Below are 11362 nucleotides of genomic sequence, written 5' to 3'. Positions count from 1 at the left end.
CCTCACCTGATGCCCGTCCGGTTCTGGAGGGCACCGATCTTCGTGCCGTACAGGAAGAACACCGCCATGAACACCTCGATCCGCTGCTGCGACGAGAGTCCGTCGAGGTCGATCGCGACCTCCGACTCCCGCACGTCCGCCTCCTGCGCCAGCCTGTGGTTGAACACCGCCCGCGCGACGTCCTGGCTGCGGTCGTCGACGTCCGCGTGGAACAGCCGCCGCAGGTCGCAGTCGGGCGGCAGCGGGTGGTGGACGAGCTCGGCGGGGTAGCGGGCGTTCATGACGCGCGCCGCCGTGTTGAGCGTGTGCGCGATCAGCTCCGGCCCCCGGTCGAAGTGGTCGACCACCGCGACCAGCTCTTCGAGGGTCGCGACGTCCTCCTCGATGCTGACCGGTGTGCCGATGTCGAGGTCGAGGCGCTCCATCGCCATGGCGACGTTCGCGAGCACCTGGCCGGGGTCGACGACGAGCCGGTCACCGAGGTGGACGCTCGCGCGGTGGTGGTGGGGATCGAGTAACTCCTGCGCCTCGCGGCCGAGCTGCGCGGGGAGCAAGTCGTCGTGGTCGGTCGTCACGCGCATGATGTGCCCGGTTTCGGGTACTCGCAACCGTCCTTCCACGAACGGGGGACGACGGGGTTGACGAGACGCGGCAACGGGTAAAGCTCACCGATGACCACGTCGATCGCGCTCTTCACCCGTGACCTGCGGGTCCACGACAACCCGGTGCTGCACGCCGCGGCGGCCGCCGAGCGGTGCATCCCCCTGTTCGTGGTCGACGACGCGATCGTCTCGTCCTCGTTCTTCAACGCCAACCGGGCCGCGTTCCTCACCCAGAGCCTGGCCGACCTCGACGCGTCGCTGCGGGAGCGCGGCGGCAGGCTCGTCGTGCGCCGGGGCAAGGTCGTCGAGGAGGTCGCCAGGCTCGTCCGCGCGCACGACGTCACCGAGGTCCACGTCGCCGCCGACGTCAGCCGGTACGCCCGCCGCCGCGAGGAAGCCCTCCAGGCACTGGACGTGGACCTGCACGTGCACGACGCGTCGATCAACGCCGTTCCGCCGCTCTCCCTCACCCCGTCCGGCGGCGGCGACCACTTCGCGGTGTTCACGCCGTACTTCCGCAAGTGGGAGACCGTGCCCCGCCGGGGAGTCCTGCGCGCACCGCGGCGGGTGACCGTCCCGGACCTCGGCGGCGACCTGCCCGACCTGCGCCACGGCACCCCGTCACCGGACCTGGCCGCCGGTGGGGAGACCGTCGGCCGCGAGCTGATGACGAGGTGGGCGCGGTCCGGTGTGGACGACTACGCCGACGTGCACGACGCACTGGCCGAGGACGCCACCTCCCACCTGTCCCCGCACCTGCACTTCGGCACGGTGTCGGTGACCGAGCTGCTCGACCGCGTCGGCACGGCCTCCGAGGGCGCCCGCGCCTACACCCGCCAGCTGGCCTGGCGCGACTTCCACCACCAGGTGCTCGCCGCCCGTCCCCGATCCTCCACCGAGGACTACCGCACCCGCCACGACCGCTGGCGCCGCTCGGAGCGCGACTTCGCGGCCTGGCGGGACGGCCGCACCGGCTACCCGTTCGTGGACGCGGCGATGCGCCAGCTCGCCCAGGAGGGCTGGATGCACAACCGGGCCCGCCTGGTCGCGGCGAGCTTCCTGTGCAAGACCCTGTACCTCGACTGGCGGCGCGGCGCGCAGCACTTCGTCGACCTGCTGGTGGACTGCGACCTCGCGAACAACCAGATGAACTGGCAGTGGGTCGCCGGCACGGGTACCGACACGCGGCCGAACCGCGTGCACAACCCGATCGCCCAAGCGGGCCGCTACGACGCGGAAGGCCGGTACGTCAAGCGCTACCTGCCCGAACTGGCCGAAGTGGACCCCCGGTACGTCCACGAACCGTGGAAGCTGCCCGAGGACGAACGGGCCGCGCTCGACTACCCGCCGCCGATCGTGGACCTCGGCGAGGCGGCGGACAGGTTCTCGGCGGCCCGCCGCAAGCGGTGAAGCTCTCGCCGTACGGCGCCGGTCAGGTGATCCCGGGGCCGGGACGGCCCGACCGGGTTCACGGCCGGAACCGGCCCGGTGGCACGCCCACCACGCGGGTGAACGCGTGCGAGAACGAGCTGTGCGAGGCGTACCCGAGACGCTGCCCGACCTCCGTCACCGACACGTCGTCGCGCAACCACCGCACGGCGTGCCGCATGCGCAGGCGCAGCAGGTACTCCAGCGGGGGAACGCCCACCACGTCGCGGAAGCGGGCGGCGAAGGTCGACCGTGCCAGGTGGACCCGGTGCGCGAGCTCGGGAACCGTCCACGGGTGGCCTGGTTCGGCGTGGATCGCCCGCAACGCCGGCGCGAGCTGGGGGTCGCCCAGCGCGGCGAGCCACCCGGCGGGACGGTCCGCGGAGTCCACACAGGACCGGAACGCCTGCACGAGGACGATGTGCGCCAGGTGGTTCCGCACGAGGTCGGCGCCCGGCAGCCTCGGGTCTGCCGTCTCGGCGACCAGCAGGTCCATCGCGGCCAGCAGCGCGGGCGACGGGACGTCCGCGGACGGGATCGCCAGCAAGGGCGGCAGGAGGTCGAGGAGCAGGGCCGCGTGGTCGGGGTCGAGGACGAACCGGCCACCGGTGACGACGGTCTCCGGCTCGCCGTCGCCGAGGCGGAGGTTCCCGTCCACGGCGTCGGCGGCGAACCTGACGTCCGCCGCGGCGAACTCGTGCGCGGCCAGGTCGGGTGCGCTCGCCATGGTGTACGGGCCGCCCGCGAGAAGCAGGTAGCAGTCGCCCGCCGTCAGGCGTTCCGGTTCCGAAGCCGCAGTGGCGATCCAGCACTCGCCGCGGTGCACCACGCCGAACTTGGCGTGCGCGCTGCCGGAGAACCGCAGCCCCCACCGGCCCGACGCGTCCAGGCGGGAGGTGACCGCCGCCTCGACGGTGACCATCGACAGGACGTCGGAGAGGGGATCCACCAGCCGAGCGTAGCTCAGAGCATCAAGCACAAATGGCGGCGCTTCTGATACAGATATGCCAGCAGAGGCGGCTTAGCGTGGTGTTCATGAAATACCGCATGCTCGGCAGCACCGGCGTCCACGTCTCCACCGTCAGCCTCGGCACGATGACCTTCGGCGGGGCGGGCACCGCCCTCGGCGATGCTCTCGGAGGTCTCGACCAGGCCGCCGCGGACGCAGTCGTGGGCCGCGCTCTCGACGACGGCATCACCCTTGTGGACACCGCGGACGTCTACTCCGGCGGCGAGTCCGAGGTCCTGCTCGGCCGGGCGCTGAAGGGCCGCCGCGACGACGTCGTGCTCGCGACCAAGTTCAGCGCGCGCGTGGGGGAGGGCCCGAACCGCGTCGGCGCCTCCCGGCTGCACCTCGTCCGCGCGCTGGAGGACAGCCTGCGCCGCCTCGGCACCGATCACGTCGACCTCTACCAGCTGCACAGCTTCGACCCGGTGACGCCGGTCCACGAGACGCTCGCCGCACTCGACGACGTCGTCCGGCAGGGCAAGGTCCGCTACGTCGGGTGCTCGAACCTGGCCGCCTGGCAGCTGATGAAAGCGCTGGGACTGTCCGATCGGAACGGCTGGGCGCGGTTCGTGTCCTCGCAGTCCTACTACTCGCTGCTCGGCCGGGACGTCGAACGGGAGATCGCACCGCTCGCCGTCGACCAGGGCGTGTCGCTGCTCGTGTGGGCGCCGCTCGCGGGTGGGATCCTGTCCGGCAAGTACGGCAGGACCGGGTCGAGCGAGGCGGGGGCGCGCCGTTCGGCGGAGGGTTACCCGGACTTCCCGCCCGTCGACCGCTCGACCGCGTGGGACGTCGTCGACGTCGTGCGCGCGATCGCCGGCGAGCACGAGGTGAGCGCAGCGCGCGTCTCCCTGGCGTGGGTCCTGTCGCGGCCGGGCGTCACCAGCGTCGTCGTCGGGGCGAAGCGCCCGGAGCAGATCGCGGACAGCGCGGCCGCGGCCGAACTGGAGCTCACCACCGAGGACCTCGCCAGCCTCGACGCGGTGAGCCGGGACAGGACTCCCTACCCGGACTGGGTGTGGGACTTCGCGGGCGGCGGCCGCGTCCCCGCCTGACCCGGACGGTGCCGCCGGGCCACTGGGTAGCATCGCGCGCATGCCCTTCGCCGATGAACTGATCGGTGCCCAGACCGTGCGCGCCCTCGTCACCGCTTTGCGAACCGCGCGGCCGCGTGTGCGCCTGAACCGGCTCCGCGACGCCGAGAAGGCGTTGGCACCACTGGCACTCAGGGAGCGCAGCGACCTCCTGCGCGACGCGCTGCTCGACGACCTGCCGGGCGACTACGCGTCGTTCGCCGCGACCGTGCGCGCCGCGGCGGACCAGGCGCCGTCGTTCACCGGCTGGCTGATCTGGCCGGTCACCAGCGCCGTGGCGGCCAGGGCGATCAGCGAGGGCGGCACCGACGCGTTCGACGACGCGCTCGCCCTGCTGGCGGAGCTGACACCGCGGCTGAGCGCAGAGTTCGCGCTGCGGTCCCTGCTGAACCACGACCTCGACCGGGCGCTCGGCACGATCCTCGGCTGGACGCGGTCGGAGGACGAGCACGTGCGCCGGCTCGCGTCGGAGGGCACGCGGCCGCTGCTGCCCTGGGCGGTCCGCGTGCCCGGGGTCCTCGCCGCCCCCGAGGCCACCCTGCCGATCCTCGACGCGCTGTACCGCGACGACAGCGAGTACGTCCGGCGGTCGGTCGCCAACCACCTCAACGACATCAGCCGCCGGCACCCGGACCTGGTCGTCGCGACCGCCACCGCCTGGACTGCCGCACCCGACGGCAACACCGCGCGCGTGGTGCGCCACGGCCTGCGAACCCTGGTGAAACAAGGACATCCGGGAGCGCTGGCGTTGCTGGGCTTCACCTCGGCGCGCCTCGACGTGGTCGGCCCGGTGCTCGCCACCGACACCGTGACGATCGGGGAGGCGTTGTCCTTCACCGGGTCCGTGCGCAACCTCGACCGGGAGCCCGCCCGGCTGGTGATCGACTACGTGGTCCACCACCGCAAGGCCAACGGCACGCTCACCGGCAAGACGTTCAAGCTCACCACCCGGACCGTCGAACCGGGGGAGACCTACGAGCTGAGCCGGGACCACTCGTTCCGGGTGATCACCACCCGCCGCTACCACCCCGGTGAGCACGCCGTGGAGTTGCAGGTCAACGGGGTGCGGTCCGGACGCGCCGAGTTCGTCCTGGTGGACGGCGCCTGACGCGCGTCATTCTTTCACGGACATCGATGACCATCAGGTGCCTGAGGCTCGTCCAGACCCGGCGCGGCCACACCGTCGACTGGTGGTTCATCTCGCTGCGCCGGCTCGACGCCCACCTCGGCGACGACAGCCACTCGCGCCGATCATCCACTTCGAGCCGGAAGTGAGGGCGGCTGCCTCCTGCGTGTGTCCACAGGAGACAGCCGCCCGTCATCCGCTACTCGGTGCCTTCGAACGTGACGGCCGGATCGGTGCGGGCGGGCTGCCCCCACACGAAGTCACGCGCGGCCGGGTCGTTGCCCAGGTGGTGGCGGAACCACGACGTCATGACCCGCTTCGCCGCGGTGAGCTGGGCGGCGCGGGTGATGGAGCCGTTGTCGCAGAACAGGCCTGAGGAGTCCATGAAGCCGCAGTGGAACCCGCCGGTGATGGTGCGCAGCTGCCTCGGCGGTGGTTTCGCGGCGAACATCGGCCGCTGGTGGTCGGCGACCGGTGTGATGGTGTCCTGCGACCCGGCCAGGAACTGGGCCGGTGCCGCGAGGGTGGCGGCCGCCGCCTTGGCCGACGGGGTCGTCTCCGCGGCCGCGTAGGTGGACACCGCGGTGATGCGGGGGTTGCGGGCGGCCGCGAGGACCGCCGCGCCGCCGCCCATGGAGTGGCCCGCGACGCCGAGCGACGTGGTGCTGACGTGGTCGCGGAACCGCGAGCCCGTCGTGGTGTCCTGGGCGACCAGCCAGGTCAGGCCGGTGTTGAGGTCGTCGGCGAACGTGCCGTGGTTCGGGCTGAGTCCGCCCTGCGTGGTCGGCACCACGACGACGAAGCCCCACGACGCCAGGTGGTTGCTGGTGCTCGTGTACTTCGACGTGGCCTGGAAGAAGCCGTGGCCGAACGCGATCGCGGGGAACCGGCCGGTCGCCACCGGCTGGTTCGCCCCGGCGGCCGTGGCGGGGTAGTGGACGCGGGCGGGTACGGACCTGCCGCCCGCGACGGCGGTGACATCGCTGTACGCCACCGGGTACGCGCCGGGCAGGCCGTAGTCCGGTGGCGCGGCTAACGCGCCGGGGGCGGCCAGGACGGAGGCCGCCAGGGTGAGCACGGCAAGGAGAACTCGCATGTACCACTCCTCGTGAGATGGGTGGATCCGCGGCACTGGTGGTGCCGCGAAGTCAGGACGAGCCGAACCGCATGCGCAGGTTCGTGACCGCGAGGTGCAGGCGCGGCCGGGCCTTCGTGAGCCAGCCGAGCGGGCCGTCCGGGGTGGTCCGCCAGCGCAGCCGGGTGGGGCGGACGTGGGCGGACGTGCGCAGCTTCGTGCGGTGTGCCTTGTCTCCCGACGACTGCCAGACCGAGGTGGTGAGCAACGCGGGCAGCCCCGGTGCTTTGCGGGGGTTCTCGTCGGCACCGGCGATGCCGTTGATGGCAGCGGACAGGTTCGGGTTCGCGGTGAACGTGAAGTCCGCCATCTCCTTGGGGATGCCCCACATGGCCCGCGCGCCTCGCTTGGACGTCTCGTCGTCGACCCAGATGTCGGTGATGGTGAGGCCTGGCCGGAGTCCTCGGCGCACCAGGACCGCGGTCATCAGCTCGTGGTAGGAGAGCAGGCCCGGTGGGGTGTAGTCGACGAACGCCGACACCACGACCACCTTGCCGAACAGGGTCAGCGGGGTCACGCCCGGTGGTGGCGGGGGGACGGCGGAGCGGGGTGCGGTCCAGACGGTGAGCCAGCCCCGGCCGCGGAGGTCCCAGGGTTCGGGAGGGAAGTCAGCGGGCATCGGTGGCCTTCCGGATGCGTGGCGGGGTTGATGCTGGTGCTTTTCCGTTGTGCGGAGTGGAATCCTGGGGTGCTGGGGGATGGGCGGCGGCAGCGGGGCCGTGTCCGTTGTGCCGCAACGCTCCCGGCGCACCGACCGGCACCGCGGGCCGCCGCGGCACCACCGCCGCCACCCGCGCGTACCGCGATCCGAGCGGCGGCCGGGGATCCGGCTCGCCCTTGCACGGCCACAACGACATCGCGCGCTCCGCCAGCGCCGTGATCGTCAGCGCCGGGTTGACCCCCAGGTTGGCCGGGATCGTGGAGCCGTCCACCACGTGCAGCCCGGGGTGCCCGTGCACGCGGTGGTACGGGTCGACCACCCCGGTGGCGGGGGAGTCGCCGATCACGCACCCGCCGATGAGGTGCCCGGTCAACGGGATGTCCGCCATGTCGGTCCACGCGCCCCGCGCCACCCCGCCGGACAGCGCGGCCATCCGCCTCGCCACGTCGTGGCCCGCCGGGATCCACGTCGGGTTGGGCTCGCCCTCGCCCTGGGTCGTGGTCAGGCGGCCCCGCCTGGTCCTGGTGGTGAGCGAGTTGTCCAAGCTCTGCATGACCAGCAACGCGATCGTCTCCTCCGACCACCGGCGCGGCGTGTGCAGCCGCAGGGCGGTGCGGATCTCGGAGCGCAGCTGGGCGAGGCCGCGCCGCGTGCGGGAGGGGCCGCCGTCGACGAGCGTGGTCATGAGCAGGCCGAGGAGGTTGCTGCCGCGGCCGTAGCGGACGACCTCGACGTGCGTGTCCGCGTCCGGGTGGATCGACGACGTGATGGCGATGCCGCGCGAGTGGTCGGCGCGTCCGTCGGTCGAGCGGACCGCGATCACCGCCTCGGAGTTGGTGCGGCACAACGTGCCGAGGCGGTCGGACAGGCCGGGCAGGCCGCCGTTGTCGCGGATCTGGTGCAACAGGCGCTGCGTGCCCAGGGACGCGGCGGCGAACACCACCTGGTCCGCGGTGAACACGCGTTCCGCGCGGCCGCCGGTGCGCCGGGTCCGCACGGCGTAGCCGCCCTCGCGTCCCGGCCGCACGTCGGTCACCGTGGTCAGCGGCCACACCTCGGTGCCCGCCTGTTCGGCGAGGTGGAGGTAGTTCTTCGGCAGCGTGTTCTTCGCGTTGTGCCGGCAGCCGGTCATGCACGAGCCGCACGCTATGCAGCCGTTGCGCTTCGGGCCGGCGCCGCCGAAGAACGGGTCCTCGCCGTCGCGTCCGAAGTGGACACCGACGCGGGTGGGGCGGAACGTCGCCTCCACGCCGAGCTCGGCGGACACCTCGCGCAGCAGCCGGTCGGCTTCGGTGCGCAGCGGGTTCTCCACGACCCCGAGCATGCGGCTCGCCTGGTCGTAGTGCGGTGCGAGCTCCGCGCGCCAGTCCGTGATGTGACCCCAGTGCCGGTCGCGGAAGAACGGCTCCGGCGGCTCGTAGAGGGTGTTGGCGTACACGAGCGAACCGCCGCCGACGCCCGCGCCGCTCAGGACCATCACGTCCCGCAGCGGGGTGATCCGCTGGATGCCGGTGCAGCCGATGGCCGGCGCGAACAGGTAGTCGCGCAGCTGCCAGGACGTGCGCGGCAGCTCGTGGTCGGCGAACCGCCGCCCGGCCTCCAGCACGCCCACCCGGTAGCCCTTCTCGGTGAGCCGCAGGGCGGTCACCGCGCCGCCGAACCCCGACCCGACGACTAGCACGTCGTAGTCCACGTCTCACACCCCTTCCGAGGTCAGGTGACGCGTCAGCACGTGGTCCTCGGCCCGCAGGCGCGCGGTCCTGCGGAGGTACTCCCGGGTGCTGCCGGGCCAGTTGGTCGTGACGGACCCGTCGTCGGCGCGGTACCACGAGCCGCAGCCGCTCCACACGCCGTTCGCGAGGCGGGAGCGCATCTCCGCGTCGAACGCCTCGGCGACGTCGGGCCGCACGTCCAGGGCGTTCGCGCCGGACGCGGCGAGGTGGCGCACCGAGGCGACGACGTACCGGCACTGCGCCTCGATCATCGTGACGATCGAGTTGCCGCCGAGGTTGGTATTCGGGCCGTACACGAGGAAGAAGCTGGGGAAGCCGGGCACGGACATGCCGAGGTGTGCCCGTGGCCGGCCGGCCCACACGTCGGCCAGCTCACGGCCGTCCGCGCCGGTGACGGTCATCGGGAGCCGGAAGTCGGCGACCTCGAAACCGGTGCCCCAGATCAGCACGTCCGCGGCGTGCTCGCGGCCGTCCGCGGTCCGCACGCCCCGCGCGGTGATGCCGGTGATCGTCTCGGTCACGACGTCGACGTTCGGCGCGGCGAGCGCCGGGTACCAGTCGTTGCTGAACAGCACCCGCTTGCACCCGGCCTGCTCCCGCGGCCGCAGCCGTTCGCGCAGGTCGCGGTCGCGCACCCGGAGCCACCGGTGGGCCGCCGCGACACCCGCGACCAGGCCGCGCGAGAACCGTCCCGCCGTGAGGAGCCCGGTCAGCGCCTCGCCGGCGAGCCACACCCCGCCGCGGGCCGCCCGTGCGGTCCAGGGGTGCGCACGGCCGCGCAGCCGCGCGTCGGGTTTCGGCAACACGTGCGGCGCGGACCGCTGGAACACGGTGAGCTGGCCGGCCACCGGCTGGATCCGCGGCACGAACTGCACCGCGCTCGCACCCGTCCCCACCACCGCGACCCGCTTGCCGTCGAGGTCGACGTCGTGCCGCCACCGGGCGCTGTGGAACACCGGCCCCTCGAAGCCGTCCAGACCGGGAAGGGCCGGGATCGACGGCCGGTTCAGCTGCCCGACCGCCGACACCAGCACGTCGGCCTCCAGGACCTCGCCACCGGCCAGTTCGACCCGCCACCGGCCGCCGTCGAACGACGCGGCGACGACCGTCGCGCCGAACCTGATCCGGTCCCGCACCTCCTCGGCGCTGCGGCGCAGGTAGGCGAGGATGTCCGGCTGCGCCGAGTACCGGCGCGGCCACGAGTGGTGCGGCGCGAAGGAGTACGAGTAGAGCGACGACGGCACGTCGCACGCGGCACCGGGGTAGGTGTTCTCCCGCCACACCCCGCCCACGCCGTCCGCGCGCTCGAGCACGGTGAAGCGGTCGATACCGGCTCTGCGCAGGGACAACGCGACGCCCAGACCGCCGAACCCGGCACCGATGACGATCACTTCGGGATTTGCTGGCACGAGATCGAAACTAGGAAGAAACCACCCGTTCGCACCAGGACAACAGCGGCCGCGCGATTGACAATCGCGGCCATGAGGACGTTGGCCGAACCGGCGACCCGGCACTGGGACTTCCCGCGGGGGATCGCGAGCGTCGCGCTCCTGCTGCGCTTCGGCGCCGAGCAAGGGTTGTCCCGGGACGTGCTCCTGGAGGGCAGCGACCTCACCGAGGACCAGCTCGCCGACCCGGTGGCCGAGATCAACGCCCGCCAGGAGCTGGCCGTCGTGCGCAACCTGAGCGCGCTCCTCCCGGACGCGGGCGTGGACGTGGGCCGCCACTACCACGCCACCACGTTCGGCGTGCTCGGCCACGCGTTCCTCAGCGCCGCCACCATGCAGGACGCGATCGACGTGGCGTTGCGCTACGTCGACCTCAGCTTCACGTTCACCGCGCCCACCGCGGTGCTGAACGGCGACCTGCTCGTCCTCTCGCTCGATCCCGGCGCCCTGCCCGCGGACGTGGTGCCGTTCCTCGTCGAACGCGACCTCGCCGCCATCCACACCGTGATCGGTGAACTGGTCGGCGGCGACGTGCCGGTGGTCGCCGTCGACTTCGCCCACGCCGCACCGGCCGACGTCCGGGCGCACGAGGAGGTCTTCGGCGTGGCCCCCCGGTTCGCCGCGTCCCGCACCCGGTCCGTCGTGGACGCGTCCCTGCTCGCACGGGCGCTGCCGCTGGCGAGCCCGGAGGCGACCGCGCTGTGCGAGCTGCAGTGCCAGGACATCGCCGCGCGCCGCCGCCGGAAGCCGGGCGTCGCGGACGAGGTGCGCCGCCTGCTCGAACGGTCCGCGCGCTTCGAGGAGACGATGCCGGTCGTGGCCCGCGCCCTCGGCCTCAGCTCGCGCACGCTGCGCCGCCGGCTGAGCGAGGCCGGCACCAGCTACCAGGCGTTGCTCGACGAGGTCAGGTCCGAACGCGCCGCTGTGCTGCTCGCTCGTGGGGGACCGTCGGTGGACCAGGTGGCGGCCGAGCTCGGGTTCGCGGAGGCCGCGAGCTTCATCCACGCGTTCCGCCGCTGGTACGGCACGACGCCGGCGAACTTCGCCCGGACGCGCGGGGTCTGACCGTCCTCTTCGGAACGTGAGGCCGTCGTGCCCGTCGCGCCGGGCACGCGCATAATGCTCA

11 protein-coding genes are annotated in these 11362 nt (G+C 72.7%); 5 read left to right on the top strand and 6 right to left on the bottom strand.

What is annotated here, in order from left to right; translation table 11 throughout:
* Positions 1-2: 2 nt before the first annotated feature.
* The gene (locus ND450_RS11475) at positions 3-608 is read right to left on the bottom strand and encodes a hypothetical protein (protein WP_253326126.1); all 606 of its coding nucleotides are present in this window, start codon (positions 606-608) and stop codon (positions 3-5) included.
* Between the two features lie 63 nt (positions 609-671).
* Here ND450_RS11475 and ND450_RS11470 point away from each other — a divergent pair, with 63 nt between their 5' ends.
* Positions 672-2012, top strand: a complete 1341-nt coding sequence (locus ND450_RS11470; protein WP_253326125.1) for a deoxyribodipyrimidine photo-lyase — start codon at positions 672-674, stop codon at positions 2010-2012.
* A 58-nt stretch (positions 2013-2070) separates the two neighbouring features.
* On the opposite strand, the gene ND450_RS11465 is transcribed toward ND450_RS11470, so the two are convergent.
* Entirely contained in the window at positions 2071-2979 is a 909-nt protein-coding gene (locus ND450_RS11465) for an AraC family transcriptional regulator (protein WP_253326124.1), read from the bottom strand.
* A gap of 86 nt (positions 2980-3065) precedes the next feature.
* Between ND450_RS11465 and ND450_RS11460 the strand changes: the two genes are divergently transcribed.
* Genes ND450_RS11460 through ND450_RS11450 form a run of 3 tightly spaced genes read left to right on the top strand, consistent with a single transcriptional unit; the run spans position 3066 to position 5408 of the window.
* Complete coding sequence (locus ND450_RS11460) at positions 3066-4094, top strand: aldo/keto reductase (RefSeq protein ID WP_253326123.1); 1029 nt, start codon at positions 3066-3068, stop codon at positions 4092-4094.
* Positions 4095-4134: 40 nt separating this feature from the next.
* On the top strand, positions 4135-5241 hold the full coding sequence (locus ND450_RS11455; protein WP_253326122.1) for a DNA alkylation repair protein: 1107 nt from the start codon (positions 4135-4137) through the stop codon (positions 5239-5241).
* Between the two features lie 26 nt (positions 5242-5267).
* The gene (locus ND450_RS11450) at positions 5268-5408 is read left to right on the top strand and encodes a hypothetical protein (RefSeq protein ID WP_253326121.1); all 141 of its coding nucleotides are present in this window, start codon (positions 5268-5270) and stop codon (positions 5406-5408) included.
* A 50-nt stretch (positions 5409-5458) separates the two neighbouring features.
* On the opposite strand, the gene ND450_RS11445 is transcribed toward ND450_RS11450, so the two are convergent.
* Genes ND450_RS11445 through ND450_RS11430 form a run of 4 tightly spaced genes read right to left on the bottom strand, consistent with a single transcriptional unit; the run spans position 5459 to position 10197 of the window.
* The gene (locus ND450_RS11445) at positions 5459-6355 is read right to left on the bottom strand and encodes a dienelactone hydrolase family protein (RefSeq protein ID WP_253326120.1); all 897 of its coding nucleotides are present in this window, start codon (positions 6353-6355) and stop codon (positions 5459-5461) included.
* A gap of 52 nt (positions 6356-6407) precedes the next feature.
* Positions 6408-7013: an acetoacetate decarboxylase family protein gene (locus ND450_RS11440; protein ID WP_253326119.1), complete on the bottom strand. Its 606-nt coding sequence runs from the start codon at positions 7011-7013 to the stop codon at positions 6408-6410.
* Positions 7003-8748 carry an FAD-dependent oxidoreductase gene (locus ND450_RS11435; protein ID WP_371927687.1) on the bottom strand — a complete coding sequence of 582 codons (1746 nt, stop codon included), beginning with the start codon at positions 8746-8748 and terminating at the stop codon, positions 7003-7005. Before ND450_RS11435 ends, ND450_RS11440 begins: the two co-directional genes overlap by 11 nt.
* A gap of 3 nt (positions 8749-8751) precedes the next feature.
* The gene (locus ND450_RS11430) at positions 8752-10197 is read right to left on the bottom strand and encodes an NAD(P)/FAD-dependent oxidoreductase (RefSeq protein ID WP_253326118.1); all 1446 of its coding nucleotides are present in this window, start codon (positions 10195-10197) and stop codon (positions 8752-8754) included.
* A 72-nt stretch (positions 10198-10269) separates the two neighbouring features.
* On the opposite strand from ND450_RS11430, the gene ND450_RS11425 reads away from it, so the two are divergent.
* On the top strand, positions 10270-11301 hold the full coding sequence (locus ND450_RS11425) for an AraC family transcriptional regulator (RefSeq protein ID WP_253326117.1): 1032 nt from the start codon (positions 10270-10272) through the stop codon (positions 11299-11301).
* Positions 11302-11362 lie beyond the last annotated feature (61 nt).

It is taken from the genome of Lentzea sp. HUAS12 (genome assembly GCF_024125735.1).
Lineage (GTDB): Bacteria > Actinomycetota > Actinomycetes > Mycobacteriales > Pseudonocardiaceae > Lentzea > Lentzea albida.
This window is presented reverse-complemented; position numbering and strand designations above follow the sequence as displayed.